Raw genomic sequence first — 16,459 nt, 5'->3', positions numbered from 1 at the left:
CTGAAGGGGAGGGCGTATTGGTTCAGGAGGAAAAGCCTATGAATTTCGCCGCTACCATGCCGCTTGCGGGCACGCTCGGCGTGACGATCGACGAGGCCAGCAAGGATCGCGTCACTGGCAAGCTTCCCGTGCGCCCCGAAATCTGCACCGCGGGCAATATCGTTCACGGCGGCGCGATCATGGCTTTCGCCGATTGCCTCGGGGCCGTGGGCGCCTTCCTGACGCTGCCCGATGGCGCGAGCGGCACGACGACGATCGAGAGCAAGACGAACTTCCTCGGGAGCGGTCCGGTCGGGGCGGTGCTCGTCGGAGAGGCGACCCCGGTGAAAACCGGCAAGCGGTTGTCCGTTTGGCAGACGCGTATCTGCACCGAGGACGGCGCCGATGTCGCCCTGGTCACTCAGACGCAGTTGGTGCTTTGGCCGTCCTGACCGCCGAGGCTGTCGTGTGCAGCGTCCGCGCGCATGGTGAGCATGGTGCGATCGTGCGCGCGCTGACCGCGGAGGCTGGGCTTGTCGCAGGCTATGTGCGCGGCGGGCGGTCGCGGCGGCTGCGGCCGATTCTGATGCCGGGAAACCTGATCGCGCTCGAACTGCGCGCGCGCACCGAGGAGCAGCTCGCCGGCGCGACCGCCGAGTTGCTGACGAGCCGCGCGCCGCTGCTCGCCGAGCCCTTGCCCGCCTCGGCAATCGACTGGCTGACGAGTGTTACCGCAGCGACGCTTCCGGAGGGGCAGGCCTATCCGGCGCTCTATGCCGCGCTTGCGGCGGTGCTCGATGCGGTCGCGGCGGCGCCCTCGGCGCGGCAATGGGCGCTCGCGCTCGGGCGTTACGAGCTGTTGCTGCTCGCTGAACTGGGGTTCGGACTCGATCTCAGCGCGTGCGTGGCGACGGGCGCGACGGGCGATCTCGCCTATGTCAGTCCGAAATCGGGCGCGGCGGTGAGCGTCGGCGCTGCCGCGGGCTATGAGCAAAAGCTGTTTCGCCTACCGCCTTTCATGCAGCACAACGACGCCGCACCGACCGATGAGCCGACGATGACCGATATTCTCGACCTGCTGCAGATCACGGGTCATTTCATCGACCGCGACCTGATCGAAGGGCGCAACCGTGACTTGCTGACCGTAAGGGAAAGATTGGTCGCGCGGCTGGGCAGGGCGGTTGCGTGACGCGGCGGCGCTGTTTAGAGCGTGCCGGCTTAGCCCCTCCCCTCCAGGGGAGGGGTTGGGGTGGGGTCCATCGGCCTTGCATAAGGCCGATGGACCCCACCCGCTGCGCCCCGGATCAAGTCCGGGGCTCGCTGCCCTCCCCTGAAGGGGAGGGCGTCGTGCGTGTGGAAAGGGCAAGCGTTGAAAATCCTGCTGCTGGCTGGCGACGGTATCGGTCCGGAGATCATGGCGGAGGCCGAGAAGGTGCTCGCGGCGCTCGCGCTGCCGGCGACCCCTGACCGCGCGCTCGTCGGCGGCGCGGCCTATGCGGCGACCGGCCACCCGCTCCCCCCCGAAACACTGGCGAAGGCGAAGGATGCCGACGCGCTGCTGTTCGGGGCGGTCGGCGACCCGCGGTTCGACAATGTCGACCGGCATGTGCGCCCCGAACAGGCGATCCTCGGCCTGCGGTCGGAGCTGGGCCTGTTTGCCAACCTCCGCCCCGCGAAGCTGTTTGCGGGCCTGGAGGACAGCTCGGCGCTGCGCCCCGAAGTGGCTTCGGCAATCGACCTGCTGATCGTCCGCGAACTCAACGGCGACGTCTATTTCGGCGAGAAAGGCACGCGCACGACCGCGACCGGCGAGCGCGAGGGCTATGACGTCATGTCGTACAGCGAGAGCGAGGTCCGCCGCATCGCGCACGTCGCCTTCCGCGCCGCGCAGGGGCGCAAGGGGCGGCTCTGCTCGGTCGACAAGGCCAATGTGCTCGAAACCTCGCAGCTCTGGCGCGACGTGGTGATCGAGGTGGCCGCCGACTATCCCGATGTCGCGCTGAGCCATATGTATGTCGACAATGCCGCGATGCAGCTCGTGCGCAATCCCGGCCAGTTCGACGTGATCGTAACCGGCAATCTGTTCGGCGACATCCTGTCCGACCAGGCGTCGATGTGCGTCGGATCGATCGGGCTGCTCGCTTCGGCCTCGCTCGGCGAGGGGCGGCGCGGGCTGTACGAGCCGATCCACGGCAGCGCGCCCGACATCGCGGGGAAGGGTATCGCCAACCCGCTGGCGATGATCCTTTCGCTCGCGATGCTGCTGCGCCACTCGGGCGGCGACGAGGCGAATGCGGCGCGGATCGAGGCGGCGGTGGCCAAGGTGCTCGCTGACGGATGCCGCGGCGCCGATCTGGGCGGGAATATGGGCACGGCCGCCCTGGGCGATGCGGTCGTTGCGGCTTTGAACGGATAGGGCGATGAAAAAAACCACGGGATTCGATCGCGACACGACGCGCCAATGGCACCCCGCGACGCAGGCGGTGCGCGGCGGGACATGGCGCAGCGAGCATGGCGAGACGTCGGAAGCGCTCTTCCTGACCTCCGGCTATACCTATGACGATGCCGAAACGGTCGCCGCGCGCTTCGCGGGCGAGGCCGAGGGGATGACCTATTCGCGGCTCCAGAACCCGACCGTCGCGATGCTCGAGGAACGCATCGCGCTGATGGAGGGCGCCGAAGCGTGCCGCGTCCAGGCAACCGGCATGGCGGCGATGACGACCGCGCTGCTGTGCCAGCTGTCGGCGGGCGATCATATCGTCGCGGCGAAGGCGGCGTTCGGGTCGTGCCGCTGGCTCGTCGACCAGCTTTGCCCACGCTTTGGCATCGAGACGACGGTGATCGACGGGCGCGACAATGACGCGTGGGAAAAAGCTGTCAAATCAAACACCAAGGTGTTCTTCTTTGAAACGCCTGCGAACCCGACGATGGACATCGTCGACATGAAGCATGTGTGCGGCATCGCTCGCGCACACGGTATCACCACCGTCGTCGACAATGCCTTTGCAACGAGCGTCCTCCAGCGCCCGCTCGATTTCGGCGCCGATGTCGTCGCTTACTCGGCCACGAAGCTGATGGAGGGGCAGGGGCGCGTCCTTGCCGGCGCGGTGTGCGGCAGCGAAAAGTTCATCAACGATGTGCTGCTGCCGTTCCAGCGTAACACGGGCCCGAACCTGTCGCCATTCAACGCATGGGTCGTGCTCAAGGGGCTCGAAACGCTCGACCTGCGCGCACGACGGCAGTCGGACAATGCACTCGAAGTCGGGCGCTTCGTCGAAAAGCGCGTACCGAAGATGCTCCACCCCGGGCTTGCGAGTCACCCGCAGCACAATCTTGCGATGAGCCAGATGGAGGCGTGCGGCCCGATCTTTTCCTTCATTCTCGAAGGCCGCGAGCAGGCGATGGCGCTGCTCAACGCGCTCGAACTCGTCGATATTTCGAACAACATCGGCGATTCGCGCAGCCTTTGCTGCCACCCCGCCTCGACGACGCATTACAGCGTCAGCGCCGAAGCGCGCGCCGACATGGGGGTCGAGGAGGGAATGCTGCGTATCAACATCGGGCTCGAGGACCCGCGCGACATCATCGCCGACCTCGACCGGGCATTGACCAGGGTCGGGCTTTGAGCGACCTTGGGCGCACGATGATCGACTCCTTCTTCCCTTTCTCGGCGACGACGGGTCCGGTGACGGTGCGCGTGTCGGTCAGCTATTTGCCCGAACAATCACATCCGACCTTGGGGCGCTGGTTCTGGGCCTATCATGTGCGGATCGAGAATCATGGCGACACCGCCGTCCAGCTGATCAGCCGCCATTGGCGGATCGTCGACGGTCGCGGCCAATTGTCCGAAGTCGAGGGCGAGGGGGTAGTCGGCGAACAACCGCTGATCGGCCCCGGCGAGGCGTTCGACTATGTTTCGGGTTGCCCGCTTCCGACCCCCGAGGGATCGATGGTCGGCAGCTATATGATCGAAAGCGGCAACGGAACGCAGATGCTCGTCGCAATCCCGCATTTCCCGCTTGTGGCGCCTGCGACCGCGTCGTGAAGCGCACCCACCTGCCCTTGAACGCGCTGCGCGTTTTCGATGCCGCTGCCCGGCATCTGAGCTTCACGCGTGCCGCCGATGAGCTGGCGGTCACGCCCGCCGCGGTCGGACAGCAAATCCGTGCATTGGAGGACATGCTGGGCGTCGTGCTGTTCCGGCGCACGCCAAAGGGACTCGAACTGACCGGCGAAGCGAACGCGGGGCTCGACGCGCTGCGGCAGGGGTTTCTGCAATTCGAAGAGTCGGTGCGCGCGATGCAGGCGGGGCAGTCTTCGCAGTCGCTAACCATTGCAGCGCCGCGCGATCTGACCGCCAAATGGCTTGCACCGCGGCTTGCCCGCTATAGCCAGCAGGCCCCCGATGTGCGTTTCACGCTGGTGTCGGCCGACACGGGCATCGATTTCACCGAGGCGAACCTCGACCTGGCGATTTTCTGGACCGACGGCGCGGGCGAACATGAAGGTGTGCCGCTGTCCGACGCTTTGATGGTCACGGTGGCTGGCCCCGGCGGTACCAGCGATACGCGGATCGCGTGGCCGGGCTGCCCGGTCGCCGATGGCGAGCCCGCGTTGCGGCTGGGCGATGCGGGACTGGCGATTGATGCCGCCGCCAACGGCCTTGGCCACGCCAACGTTCCGGCCATGCTCGCCGAGGCCGATATTGCCGCAGGCCGCGTCATGCAGGTGGGCGAGCCGGTTGCGGTCAAGCGCGGCTATTGGCTCGTCGCGCCGCTGCCGCAATGGCGGCAGGCAAAGGTCAAGGCGCTGGTTGCGGCGCTGACCGCCGCCTGAACCTTATTCCGCGGCAAGATTGACGAGCCGGGTAACGAGACCCACCATTGTCTCGGTCGATACCGCGCCATCGGGGTTGTTCCAGCTGGCGGTCACGATGAACCATTTGCCGTCCGATTTCCGCTCGCCGAACAGGCTCATCGAAATGACGCCGAGTTCGGACCCGCCCTTGTAACCAAGATAATTCCACTGCTGCGCCGCAGTGCGGTCGACACCGGGGTTGATCGCCATCGCGGCCATTGCCTCGGCCGATCCGCGCTTTTTGAGGTCGATCATCAGCCGCGCGAGATCGTTGGGGCTGGCGAACCATTCGAGGCTGTCGATGAAGCGCGGCCCGCCCGAAAAGCTGACGCCGTCAACATTGGCGAGCGTCAGCTTTTCACTGTTAACATCGAGAATGCGGCGCTGCGCAGCATCGGTGGCGCCGACGAAGGCGGTGCGCTCGTTGGCGAAATTATTGCCCTTCAGTGCGAAAGCCTCGACCGTCGTCAAAAAGGGGATATTGCGCGACGGATCGCTGTGTCCCGCAGCGCGCATCCGGGCTTCGATCGTCTCGCGACCGAGCAGGTGGATGAGCGTGTCCGTGGCGCTGTTGTCGCTGACCGAGATCATCCAGTTCGCGAGGCTATGCAGCGTAACCGGCGTGCCGACGGGCCAGTTCGCCGTTCCCGCCGACGAAAAGCTCTGATGCGCAAGCGGTGCGACATCGGACCAGCGGCGCTTGCCGTCCGCAATCTGCGCCGCGAGTTCGTCGAGGACATAGAGCTTGAATGTCGATCCAACGGCAAACTGGCGATCCGCCCCGGCTTGCGCGACCGGCAGAATGCGCGCGTCGTCGATTTCGGCAACGAGGAAGCCGGTAGCGCCCGGAAGAGCCGCGATTTCAGCCGCGACCTTGTCGAAACTGTCGTCCGTCATCTCGAAACCCGTCAGGCGCAGCCCGGTCACGCGCTCGTCGGCGGCACTTCCTACCTCGAGCTGGATCGTGGCGATCCCTTTCGCGAAACGGAGCAACACCGTCCCGGACCGCCCGTTCGCCGATGTCGCGTTTTCGACTGCGACCGGATCGCCATACTGCGTGGTCAGACTGTTGCTGATGGCATTGAACTGCGCCGCCGGAACGACCGCCTGAAACGAGGGAGCGAAAAAGTCCGCATAAGGATAACGACCCGCGATCAGATCGACGAGTTGCATCGCGCGGCGATCGAACGCGCTCTCCCCGGTCGCGGAAGTATCAGCCGCCTGCGACGCGTGCGACGACGGGCCCATCGTGAGAGCAGCGGCCGCCAGACAGGCCGATTGCAGGATCGTCTTCATCATCATCATTCCCTCTTCAGTCGTTCGAGTAGCTGTCGAGCCGCGCAATCTGTTGTCGCAACTTGGCAGCGACACGAAGGTTGACCAACCAGATGGCGAGGAAAACAAGCGCGGGGAGCGCTGCAAAGAACAGCCACGCGGCCACCCCATCGGTCCCCGCCTGCTTGGCTTGCCCCGCCATGAAAATGCCGAGTCCGGGGACGAACGGTGCAAGATACCAACGGCCGACCCGCGCAAGCATATACTCCTCGCGGGCAAGCCGTGCGCGATAGAAGGCCCGGATATCGCACATTTCGGCGTCCGGATTGGATCGCGACGTGCGCCGCGAAAGCTGCCACGCCACGAACAAGGCGGCGGCGATTGTCAGCAGGCTCCCGAGCTTGAGGAGCAAGCCAGGCAACACCGCAGCATAAAGTGCGAACATGACCACAACGATCGCGGCCGCGCCATATTCGCGCCGGTTCCGTCGCTCGACGGCGCTTCCGAGACGCGCCGCCCGCTCCCTCACGGCGTCGAGCGAGAGCGCGTCGAGTTCTGCCTCATTGCTTTGCCATATCGCGCGCAGACGGTTCGTTTCGCCATTGTCGGTCATGCGGCACCTCCTTCGGCAAAGCGCCGCGTCAGCATCGCCTTGAAGCGATGGATCTTGGTCGCGACGGCGTCGCTCGTAACCCCCGTTATCTCGGCAATGTCGGCGCCGGTCACGCCTTCGAGATAGAGCAGCATGATCTGGCGGTCGGGCGGGTCGAGGCAGTCGATGATCGCCAATATCCGGGCCATCGCATCGCGTTCATCGGCGTCATCGATCATCGATGCCGCATCGTGAGAAATCTCCAGTTCCTCGATGCTCGACCAGCCGCGCTGCCGATGCCGTTTTTGCGATACGACGAATGAAACCGCCCGATTATGCGCGACACGCCAAACCCATGTGCTTAGTGAGCAGCAGCCGTCAAAGCGTTCGAAACTCTGCCAGAGTGCGACCTGCAATTCCTGCTCGAGGTCGCGCCGCGCATCGGCATTGGCCTCATAACCACGCGCCATCCGCGCCAGCGCACCACCGAATTGCTCGATGGCCTCGCGAAACAGCCGGTCCTGCTTGGATTCGGTCACCCCATTGTCCAAAATCGCATGCTGCATACCCCTTTTAGTCGGCAGCAATGCGGATTTCTGACGGCGACGCCGAAAAAAAATTCTCAGGCGTCGATCGCCGCCTCGTCGAGCGTCGCCGCATTGGCCTGGATGAACTGGAAGCGGTGCTCGGGATGCTTGCCCATCAGCCGGTCGACCAGATCCTTGACCTGGTGCCGTTCCTCATATTCCTGCGGCAGGGTGACGCGGAGCAGGCTGCGCGTCGCCGGGTCCATCGTCGTTTCCTTGAGCTGGTTCGGATTCATCTCTCCCAGCCCCTTGAAGCGGCCGACATCAACCTTCTTGCCTTTGAACAAGCTCGCTTCCAGCTCGGCGCGATGCGCGTCGTCGCGCGCATAGGCCGAAGCCGAGCCTGCGGTCAGGCGATAGAGTGGCGGTTGGGCCAGATAGAGATGTCCGTTGCGTACGACATCGGGCATTTCCTGAAAGAAGAAGGTCATCAGCAAGGTCGCGATATGCGCGCCATCGACGTCGGCGTCCGTCATGATCACAATTTTTTCATAGCGAAGCCGGTCGGCGTCGCAATCCTTGCGCATCCCGCAGCCGAGCGCGAGCGCGAGGTCGGCGATTTCCTGGTTGGCGCGGATCTTGTCGGTGCTGGCACTCGCGACGTTCAAGATCTTGCCGCGGATCGGCAGGATCGCCTGCGTCTTGCGGTCGCGCGCCTGCTTGGCGCTTCCGCCCGCGCTGTCACCCTCGACGATAAATAATTCAGTACTTTCTGGCCCGTCATTGGCACAGTCTGTCAACTTTCCGGGGAGGCGCAACTTGCGTCCGCTCGTCGCGGTCTTGCGCTTGACCTCGCGCTCGGCCTTGCGCTTCAGCCGCTCGTCCATCCGTTCGAGCACGAGACCCAGCAGCGCGCGGCCGCGGTCCATATTGTCCGACAGAAAATGGTCGAAATGGTCGCGCACCGCATTTTCGACGAGCCGGGCGGCTTCGGGGCTCGAGAGCCGGTCCTTGGTCTGGCTCTGGAATTGCGGGTCGCGGATGAAGACGGACAACATCATCTCTCCGCCGTTGAACACGTCTTCGGGCGTGATCTGCGCCGCCTTTTTCTGTCCGACGAGTTCGCCGAATGCGCGCAATCCCTTGGTCAAAGCCCCGCGCAGCCCGGTTTCGTGCGTGCCGCCGGCAGGCGTCGGGATGGTGTTGCAATACCAGCTATAGCTGCCGTCGGACCAGATCGGCCAGGCGATCGCCCATTCGGCGCGGCCTTGCTCGTCGGGGAAATCCTGCCGCCCGATAAAGGGTTCGGCGGTCGCGCATTCGCGTGTCCCGATCTGCTCCTTCAGATGGTCGGCGAGGCCACCGGGAAACTGGAACACCGCTTCGGCTGGGGTATCGTCGCCGATCAGTTCGGGCGCGCATTTCCAGCGGATTTCAACGCCCGCGAACAGATAGGCTTTCGAGCGCGCAAGCCGATGGAGGCGTTGGGGCTTGAAACGCCCATGTTCGCCGAAAATCGCCGGATCGGGGACGAACGATACGCTCGTGCCGCGCCGGTTGGGTGTCGGGCCGAGTTCCTCGAGCGCTCCTTGCGGGGCGCCCTGGGCAAAGCGTTGGCGGAAAAGCTGCTTGTTCCGCGCTACCTCGACCACCGTTTCGATCGACAGCGCGTTGACGACGCTGACCCCGACGCCGTGGAGGCCGCCCGAGGTTGCATAGGCCTTGCCTTCGAACTTGCCGCCCGAGTGAAGCGTGGTGAGGATGACTTCGAGCGCCGATTTGCCCGGAAACTTGGGGTGCGGGTCGACGGGAATACCGCGGCCGTTGTCAGTCACGGTCAGGCGGTTGCCAACGTCGAGCGTGATTTCGATGCGGCTCGCATGCCCCGCGACCGCTTCGTCCATGCTGTTGTCGATGACTTCGGCTGCGAGGTGGTGCAGCGCGCGCTCGTCGGTCCCGCCGATATACATGCCCGGCCGTCGGCGGACAGGCTCCAGCCCCTCCAGAACCTCGATCTGCGAGGCGTCGTAACTTTCGGCGACGGGGGCGGACTTGTCGAACAAATCGTGACTCATGACCGGGCTATACGGGCGCGGGGAGGGCGGTGGCAAGCGCGGTTTTCCTGCGGTTCGATACATCGCGGACCATGCCCGATCCGTCTCTTTTCGGACGGAAAGGGGAACTTCGTTCCGCCGCCAAGGGTTTCGCAGACGACTGCAAAGTCATTCAAATAATGGAGAAATCATATGAAATTCGCAGCTCTCCTCGCTGCTTCGGCGGCGTCGCTTCTGGCCGTCCCCGCCTTGGCCCAAGACGACCGCGATCCCGGCAGCGACTTCAACGGACCTTATGTCAGCGTCATCGGCGGCGCGACATTGCAGGGCAATGATCGCCGCGAAACGCTGGTCTTCGACACCGATGGCGATGGCCAGTTCGACAACAGCGTAAACAGCGTCGGCGGCAGCGACGCCTTCGCGCCCGGCTTCTGCGGTGGAAGCGCGACGGGCACATCCAACATGGCGTGCCGTAACGACAAGGATGGTCCCGGCTTTTTCGGGCGGCTCGGGTACGACAAACGCATGGGCAATTTCGTCCTCGGCGCGCTGGTCGAAGGCGGACACAGCGTCGCGCGCGACAGCGTCAGCGGATTTTCGACGACGCCCGCCAGTTACACGATGAGCCGCGAGGCCGATTGGGAGGCGAGCGCACGGCTTCGCGCCGGCTATACGCCGGGCGGCGGCGCGCTTTTCTATGTTACCGGCGGTCCGGCCTATGCGCGTCTCGACAATCGTTTCACGACGACGAACACCGCCAACAGCTTCAGCGACAACGGCAAGACCAATGGCTGGGGCTATGCGGTCGGCGGCGGCGCCGAAGTGATGGTGACGAACAATCTCGGCGTCGGACTCGAGTATCTCTACACCGACGTGAAGGACGATGATTACACCGTCAACGTCGGCCCCGGCACCGCGCCGGCGACCAATCCCTTCCTTGTCGACAGTGGCGGAACCGATATTCGCCGCAGCGACCCGAATTTCCGCACACATAGCGTGCGCGGGACGATCAGCTATCGCTTCTGATCGCGCGCCAAACTGAAAGAGGCGCCGGAATCACCCTCCGGCGCCTTTTCATTATCACTCGGCCTTTGGCGCCGGGAAAATGGCAAAATTGCCGTTCGCGCTGCCGACCAGCCGGTCGTGCTGGTACAGTCGCGCGTCGATATTGGCGACGCGCTTGCCGCGGTGAAGCACCTCGGTCTTGCAGGTCAGCCGTCCTTCGACGACCCGCGCGTGGTAATTGAACTTGATCTCGAGTGTCGCGCACCACTCATCGTCGGCGATCAATGTGGTCAAGGCGCCGCCCATTGCCGAATCGGCCAGCGAATAAGCTACGCCGCCGTGCGCGACGCCTTGCGGGTTGAAATGGCGCTCACGCTCGATGTCGATCGCCATTTCGCAGCGGCCGTCACCGCGCTCGACCATTTCCAGGCCGAGCGTGCGCGCAAAATGGAACTCCTGCGCGAACGGCCTCACCGAACGCGCGGGCCGCCAAAGGGCGGCGGCGGAGGCGGACGCCGTGTTCCGCGCGGCAGCTGCGCCTGATAGGCGCGGCCGCAATGTTCGACGCAATAAGGGAAGCCGGGGTTCACCGCCTCGCCGCAGAAGTGAAAATCGGGTTCGCCGGGATGCCCCATCGGCCAACGGCAGATGCGGTCGTTGAGGTCGAGCAAGCTCGTCTTGTCGGCGATCTCGGGGCTCGGCTTTGCGGGCACGAGGCGGCGCGGCGGGGCAGGCGGGATCGGCGCCTGCTGGTCGCCGGGGCCCTGCCGGATAAAGCCGCCGGGGCCGATCGAGACGATGCGCGGTGTGTCGGCCTTGGGCGCGGCGTCGCCAGCAGCCGGTTGTGCCGGGGCGGCTGCAGCGGGGCGAGGTTCGGGCTTGGGTGCCGTCGCGGTCGGCCGCGGCGCAGCAGGAGCAGTAGCGCGCGGGGCCGCCGGCGCAGCAGGCTTCGGCGCGGACGCAGCCTTGGCGGGCTTGACCTTCTCCGTCGCCTTCACCGGCGACGGGCGCGATTTCAGCCCCAGGCGGTGCGCCTTGCCGATGACCGCATTGCGGCTCACGCCACCGAGTTCGTCGGCGATCTGGCTGGCCGTCAGGCCCTTTTCCCACATGCTGCGCAGCTGGTTGATGCGCTCATCGGTCCATGACATTTGCAAATCCTTATCATTCCACGCCGCGGGCATTCGGCGGTCCCAAACGGACCGGCGCCGTCAATGCCCTGCTTGCGGTAAGAACGGGGAGGCGATAGGCGAGAACGCCATGAACGACCAGCCCCAAATTTCGTACCCCGACTCCAACAAATCGCCCGTTGCGCGGGCCTTCGCCGAACCCGGCGTCCCGCACATCCGTGCACTCAATGTGCCCGGGCTGCGAGCGCTATATGTCAAGGAGGTGCGACGGTTTTTCAAGGTCCAGCTGCAAACTATCTGGGCTCCGGCGATCACGACGCTCCTCTTCCTCGTCATTTTCACCGTTGCGTTGGGCGGTGCGGGGCGCACCGTGATTGGCGTTCCGTTCGCCGATTTCATCGCGCCGGGCCTGATCATGATGGCGATGCTCCAGAATAGCTTCGCGAATTCAAGCTTTTCGCTGTTGGTCGGAAAGATTCAAGGGACGATTGTCGACTATCTGATGCCACCGCTTGCGGTTGGCGAATTGATGATCGCACTTGTCGGCGCGGCGATAACGCGCGCGGTGCTCGTCGGCTTCGCGCTCTGGCTCGCGATGCTGCTGTGGCCGGGCGTCGATGTCATGCCCGACCATTTCTGGGCGATCGCAGTGTTTGGCGTGCTCGGCGCGATGATGCTCGGCTTCCTCGGGCTGATCACCTCGGTATGGGCGGAAAAATTCGATCACGCAGCCGCGGTGACAAATTTTGTCGTTACCCCGTTGGCGCTGCTATCCGGCACCTTCTATTCGGTCGACCGCCTTGCCCCCTGGTTCCAGACGGTCGCGCACGCAAACCCCGTCTATTACGCGATCATGGGTTTTCGTTATGGTTTCATCGGGACGGTCGATTCCACGATCGCCAATCCGGTGTGGCTGGCGATTGGGGTTCTGGTCGGCGTCAATGCCGCGCTGGGGCTATTCACCTATCGCCTGCTGACTTCGGGCTGGAAGCTGAAAGCCTGACGCGCGGCGCCGCCCTCAGTGGCGGTGGATCGCGCGGAGACGATAGCGGCCGCGCTCTATCCCCTCGAACATCGTGTCGATCTGTGGATGGTCGACCGGGCCGCTGTCGCCGTCGGCGACGAGATTCTGCTGACTGACATAGGCGATGTAGGAGGAGTCGTCGTTTTCGGCGAGCAGGTGGTAATAGGGCTGCTCCTTCGCCGGGCGCACCGCCTCCGGGATGGCTTCATACCATTCGTCGCTATTCGAAAAGACCGGGTCCACGTCGAACACGACGCCGCGAAAATCGAACATGCGGTGCCGGACGATATCGCCGGGCGCAAACCGCGCCCGCTCAATGAGCGGCGCTACGACGCTGGGCGACCGTGTGTCGTCATTTGGTGATTCTGATACCATAATGCCAATTTATGACGAAACATCGGTGGTTCAACCCGTTTCGCTGCCGCTTCGGTCGGGTCTGCTGGTCGAATCAGGGAAAAAATGGAGGAGAGTGAGGGATTCGAACCCTCGGTACCCTTGCGGGCACTTCGCATTTCGAGTGCGACGCTTTCGACCACTCAGCCAACTCTCCTCGCTGAGAGGAGTGCCACCTAGCGACGGCCCGCGAGTCTTGCAACCCCATCGTCACAAAATTGCGCGAGCCATCGCCGGACCGCCAAGTTTTCAGGGTTTTTCGGCCTCCCACCAATAGGGTGCGCGCTTGCGATTGCCGGTGACGACCTCGTTCATCGTCAGCGGGTCGTACAGACGTCCGCCGAGCATCACGCGGTGGATACGCTCGGTGTTGCGGATATTCTCCGTCGGATCGGCATCGAGGATGAGAAGGTCAGCGAGCTTGCCCGGCTCGAGCGAGCCGACATCCTTCGCGTAGCCGAGCGACGTTGCAGGCATGATCGTCGCGGCGCGCAGCGCATCGATGTTGCTCCAGCCACCGCGAACGAACGACCAGATTTCCCAATGTGCCCCAAGTCCCGCCTGCTGGCCGTGCGCGCCGATCGAAACCATGCGCCCCGTATCGGCGATTTTTTTGGCCTCGCGCGCGGCATCGTCGTCGACGTAATCGCTCTCGGGGGCAATCACGCGGCGCTTGTTGTCAGCCGCGAGCACGTCCGGCGGTGCGTGCCGCGACAGGATCGGCTGTTTCCACACGTCGGTGTGTGCGCGCCAATAGGGGTCGCCTGCCGGTCCGCCATAGGTGACGACAAGCGTTGGCGTGTAGTCGGTGCTGGTCTGCCCCCAGAGCTGGACGAGATCCTTGTAGAAGATGTTGAGCGGAATATTGTGCTCGACGGTCGTATTGCCGTCCTGGATCAGCGACACGTCCATCGTGTAGAGCGAGCCGCCCTCCGGCACGACGGCCATATTCTCTGCCTGCGCCGCCTTGACGACCATCTGGCGCTGCTCGCGGCGCGGCTGGTTGTAGTTTTTGACGCTATGCGCGCCCTGCGCCTTCAGGCGGCGGACATGCGCGAGCGCATCGTCAAAGCTGTTGATCTCGGCATACACCCCGGCGGACTTCGCGCCATAGATGATCTCGCCGGTCGAAAATATCCGCGGCGCGAGGATGAGTCCTGCGCGCTGCATCTCGGCAGAAACGAAGATTTCCGAGGCGCGCGACGATGGATTGTGGCCCGTCGTCGTGCCCATCGCGAGGTTTGCAATCTCCGACCAATTCTGTTGCGGGACCAGTTCGTCATCGCCGTGCGGGCCGTGGGCGTGGGCGTCGACAAAGCCCGGAACGATGGTCTTGCCCGTCGCGTCGACGGTCGGCGTGCCCGCGGGAATGGTCATCGCGGCGAGTGCGCCGACCGCGACAATCCTGTCGCCGTCGATCAGGATCGCGCCATTCTCGATAATCCCGCCATCGGCGTCTGCCATGGTCAGGATCCTGGCACCGGTGATCGCAACCATGCCCTTCGGCTTGTCGGCCGCGCGGACCATCGCCAGCGACAGACCGTCGGTCGGCTGTGTGAATTTGGGCGTCTTGTCGTCAGTTGGCGCGCTCGCGAACAATTGACCGAGGTCGGCGCTGAACAGCGTCGGGCCGCGGCTCCAGTGGAGGCGGCGGCCGCCGTTCGACCAATGGATATAGTCGGCGCCGCTTCCGCTCGCGCGCGTGACGGGGAGCGCCCCGCTCTTGGTGCCGAGCGACACATCCTGCCCGCCCGGCATCAGCGGCGTGACATAGGCATCGTAATTCTGGCGGAAGGCAAGGGTGCGGCCGTCGGGCGACACTTCGAAGTCGGTGACAAGCTCGCCATTGGCATGGATGCGCCTGTCCTGGCCATTGAGGTCGGTGCTGACCAATTGCTGCTTGCCGTCGCCCGATGCGACCATGAAGATGCGGTCATTGCCGGCGCCGAACTGGGGCTTGGCGCCATCGCTGCTGACCCGCACGGGCGCACCACCCGCCGCCGCGACCCGGTAAACACCGGGATCGGCGCTCCAACGGTCCGTCGTCAGCCCGCCACCGGCGCGCCGTTCAAACGCAATGGTCTTGCCATCGGGAGAAAAGCGCGGTTCGGCGTAATGGCCGGGAACGCTCGTGACCTTGCGCGACGCCCCGCCACCGGCGTTGACGACATGGACTTCGCCCAGCCCGCTATCGGTCCAGCGAACGAAGGCAATCGAGCGCCCGTCGCGCGACCAACTCGGCCATAGTTCGAACGCGTCATCCCTTGCCGACGTCAGGCGCCGCGGCTCCCCGCCGCCCATCGGCTTGACCCACAGCTTGCCGAGCGTTTCGAACACTACCGATCGCCCGTCGGGCGACACTTCGGCCCAGCGCGGCATGCGTGTCGTGAAGCTGTCGGGCGCCACCTCGACAGCAGGATGAATGGCGTCGATCACGATGCGGTCGTCGTCGATCGCGAAGGGGATTTCGCGCGCATCGCCGCCCGCAGCGCTAACGCGGCGCAGCTTGCCTCCCGCCCAGAAAAGGATCTCGCGGCTGTCGGGCGTCCACGCCATATTGGGATAGATGCCGGTGACGGCCCAGGTTTCCTGCATGTCCTGGTCGAGCGCGTCGTAAAGCTTGCGCTCGGTTCCCGAGGCGAGGTCTTTCACATAGAGCTTCGAGCGCGTGCCTTCGCGGCGCACGAACGCAAGCGACTTGCCGTCGGGGGCAGGGGTCGGGCGCACCGCCCCGCCATTGCCGGAGGCGACCGTCGCAACCTCGCCGCTCTCAATGTCATAGCGTTCGATGTGGAAGAGGTCGGCGTTGCTGTCCTGCGCATATTCGAAGATCGGCCCCGGCGTGACGTTGCGCGTGTAATAGACGCCCCTGCCATCGGGCGCGAAGACCGGCTCGCCCAGCTCCTTTTGATGTCGCTCGTTGGGTTTCTTGACCAGTGGCACGCCGGCACCGCCCGAAACATGATAGAGCCACACTTCGCCGGTCCCGAGCGAACGGGCGGTCGTGAAATGCTTCTTCGCAACAATATACTCGCCGTCGGGACTCCAGCTCGGCTGGTTGAGCAACCGGAAATCTTCCTTGCTGAGCTGGCGCCGGTCGCTCCCGTCGCGGTTCATGATCCAGATATTGTCGCCGCCGCCGGCGTCTGAGACAAAAGCAATGCGCTTGCCGTCCGGCGAAAAGCGTGGCTGATGCTCATAGGCAAGGCCCGCCGCGATGCGCGTCGGCGTTCCACCCTCGATCGGCATCGTATAAATGTCGCCGAGGAGATCGAAAGCAATGGTGCGCCCGTCGGGGGCGACATCGACGTTCATCCAACTGCCTTCGTCCACCGCGATCGGAACCGAGCGCGTCGCCATGCCGGGCGGGGCGTTGACGTCCCATTTTTCGGGCTTTGCTTCGTCTTTCGGAGCGGCCGTCGGCGTAGCCTGTGCCCAAACCGACGTCGATGTTGCCAAGGCCGCCGCAAGGGCGAGGACGAAGCGCGTCATGAAATTATCCCCTGTTGAAATTATGTGCCGACCATATGGCGCGATGCCCGGTATGCAAGCGCCGCCTTTCGATGAAGATGCTGGCCCGGTCGACGGGCGGCTGCTAGCCCTCCTGCGATAACAATCGCGAG

16 protein-coding genes and 1 tRNA gene are annotated in these 16,459 nt (G+C 64.5%); 8 read left to right on the top strand and 9 right to left on the bottom strand.

The annotated features are described in order from the left end of the window. Nucleotides 1–38: 38 nt before the first annotated feature. The 6 genes from JI743_RS01845 to JI743_RS01820 all read left to right on the top strand — a co-directional run bounded on the left by JI743_RS01845 (nucleotide 39) and on the right by JI743_RS01820 (nucleotide 4,815). Complete coding sequence (locus JI743_RS01845; protein ID WP_201925362.1) at nucleotides 39–431, top strand: PaaI family thioesterase; 393 nt, start codon at nucleotides 39–41, stop codon at nucleotides 429–431. Then, nucleotides 419–1,168 (top strand): DNA repair protein RecO, encoded by a 750-nt coding sequence (gene recO, locus JI743_RS01840; RefSeq protein WP_201925360.1) that lies wholly within the window; start codon nucleotides 419–421, stop codon nucleotides 1,166–1,168. Before JI743_RS01845 ends, recO begins: the two co-directional genes overlap by 13 nt. A 180-nt stretch (nucleotides 1,169–1,348) precedes the next feature. Continuing rightward, the gene (gene leuB / locus JI743_RS01835; protein ID WP_201925357.1) at nucleotides 1,349–2,395 is read left to right on the top strand and encodes a 3-isopropylmalate dehydrogenase; all 1,047 of its coding nucleotides are present in this window, start codon (nucleotides 1,349–1,351) and stop codon (nucleotides 2,393–2,395) included. Between the two features lie 4 nt (nucleotides 2,396–2,399). Continuing rightward, on the top strand, nucleotides 2,400–3,605 hold the full coding sequence (locus JI743_RS01830; protein ID WP_201925355.1) for a trans-sulfuration enzyme family protein: 1,206 nt from the start codon (nucleotides 2,400–2,402) through the stop codon (nucleotides 3,603–3,605). Between the two features lie 17 nt (nucleotides 3,606–3,622). Further along, nucleotides 3,623–4,024: a Co2+/Mg2+ efflux facilitator ApaG/CorD gene (gene apaG, locus JI743_RS01825; protein WP_201927231.1), complete on the top strand. Its 402-nt coding sequence runs from the start codon at nucleotides 3,623–3,625 to the stop codon at nucleotides 4,022–4,024. Then, the gene (locus JI743_RS01820) at nucleotides 4,021–4,815 is read left to right on the top strand and encodes a LysR family transcriptional regulator (protein WP_201925353.1); all 795 of its coding nucleotides are present in this window, start codon (nucleotides 4,021–4,023) and stop codon (nucleotides 4,813–4,815) included. Before apaG ends, JI743_RS01820 begins: the two co-directional genes overlap by 4 nt. A gap of 3 nt (nucleotides 4,816–4,818) precedes the next feature. On the opposite strand, the gene JI743_RS01815 is transcribed toward JI743_RS01820, so the two are convergent. The 4 genes from JI743_RS01815 to parE all read right to left on the bottom strand — a co-directional run bounded on the left by JI743_RS01815 (nucleotide 4,819) and on the right by parE (nucleotide 9,305). Beyond that, nucleotides 4,819–6,141, bottom strand: a complete 1,323-nt coding sequence (locus tag JI743_RS01815; protein ID WP_201925351.1) for a serine hydrolase — start codon at nucleotides 6,139–6,141, stop codon at nucleotides 4,819–4,821. A gap of 7 nt (nucleotides 6,142–6,148) precedes the next feature. Then, entirely contained in the window at nucleotides 6,149–6,724 is a 576-nt protein-coding gene (locus tag JI743_RS01810) for a hypothetical protein (RefSeq protein WP_201925349.1), read from the bottom strand. Next, a complete protein-coding gene (locus tag JI743_RS01805) occupies nucleotides 6,721–7,242 on the bottom strand; it encodes an RNA polymerase sigma factor (RefSeq protein ID WP_201925347.1) in 522 nt (173 codons plus the stop codon). The genes JI743_RS01810 and JI743_RS01805 overlap by 4 nt, the downstream gene beginning before the upstream one ends. An 83-nt stretch (nucleotides 7,243–7,325) precedes the next feature. Continuing rightward, nucleotides 7,326–9,305, bottom strand: coding sequence for a DNA topoisomerase IV subunit B (parE, locus tag JI743_RS01800; protein ID WP_201925345.1), 1,980 nt, complete (start codon nucleotides 9,303–9,305; stop codon nucleotides 7,326–7,328). A 171-nt stretch (nucleotides 9,306–9,476) separates the two neighbouring features. Between parE and JI743_RS01795 the strand changes: the two genes are divergently transcribed. Continuing rightward, complete coding sequence (locus tag JI743_RS01795; RefSeq protein WP_201925343.1) at nucleotides 9,477–10,310, top strand: outer membrane protein; 834 nt, start codon at nucleotides 9,477–9,479, stop codon at nucleotides 10,308–10,310. A 54-nt stretch (nucleotides 10,311–10,364) separates the two neighbouring features. Here JI743_RS01795 and JI743_RS01790 read toward each other — a convergent pair whose 3' ends face one another. Then, nucleotides 10,365–10,763, bottom strand: coding sequence for a PaaI family thioesterase (locus JI743_RS01790; protein ID WP_201925341.1), 399 nt, complete (start codon nucleotides 10,761–10,763; stop codon nucleotides 10,365–10,367). Next, nucleotides 10,760–11,440 carry a GcrA family cell cycle regulator gene (locus tag JI743_RS01785; protein ID WP_201925339.1) on the bottom strand — a complete coding sequence of 227 codons (681 nt, stop codon included), beginning with the start codon at nucleotides 11,438–11,440 and terminating at the stop codon, nucleotides 10,760–10,762. Before JI743_RS01785 ends, JI743_RS01790 begins: the two co-directional genes overlap by 4 nt. A 109-nt stretch (nucleotides 11,441–11,549) precedes the next feature. On the opposite strand from JI743_RS01785, the gene JI743_RS01780 reads away from it, so the two are divergent. Then, a complete protein-coding gene (locus tag JI743_RS01780; RefSeq protein WP_201925337.1) occupies nucleotides 11,550–12,422 on the top strand; it encodes an ABC transporter permease in 873 nt (290 codons plus the stop codon). Nucleotides 12,423–12,437: 15 nt separating this feature from the next. Here JI743_RS01780 and hspQ read toward each other — a convergent pair whose 3' ends face one another. From hspQ to JI743_RS01765, 3 genes are all read right to left on the bottom strand, one after another. Continuing rightward, nucleotides 12,438–12,818 carry a heat shock protein HspQ gene (hspQ, locus tag JI743_RS01775; RefSeq protein ID WP_201925335.1) on the bottom strand — a complete coding sequence of 127 codons (381 nt, stop codon included), beginning with the start codon at nucleotides 12,816–12,818 and terminating at the stop codon, nucleotides 12,438–12,440. An 85-nt stretch (nucleotides 12,819–12,903) separates the two neighbouring features. After that, a tRNA-Ser gene (locus JI743_RS01770) sits at nucleotides 12,904–12,993 on the bottom strand. Nucleotides 12,994–13,085: 92 nt separating this feature from the next. Then, nucleotides 13,086–16,328 carry an amidohydrolase family protein gene (locus tag JI743_RS01765; RefSeq protein ID WP_201925332.1) on the bottom strand — a complete coding sequence of 1,081 codons (3,243 nt, stop codon included), beginning with the start codon at nucleotides 16,326–16,328 and terminating at the stop codon, nucleotides 13,086–13,088. Nucleotides 16,329–16,459 lie beyond the last annotated feature (131 nt).

This window comes from Sphingopyxis jiangsuensis (assembly GCF_016734905.1).
GTDB classification, from domain to species: domain Bacteria; phylum Pseudomonadota; class Alphaproteobacteria; order Sphingomonadales; family Sphingomonadaceae; genus Sphingopyxis; species Sphingopyxis jiangsuensis.
The sequence above is the reverse complement of the archived record's forward strand: the minus strand, read 5'-3'. Positions and strand labels throughout refer to the sequence as shown.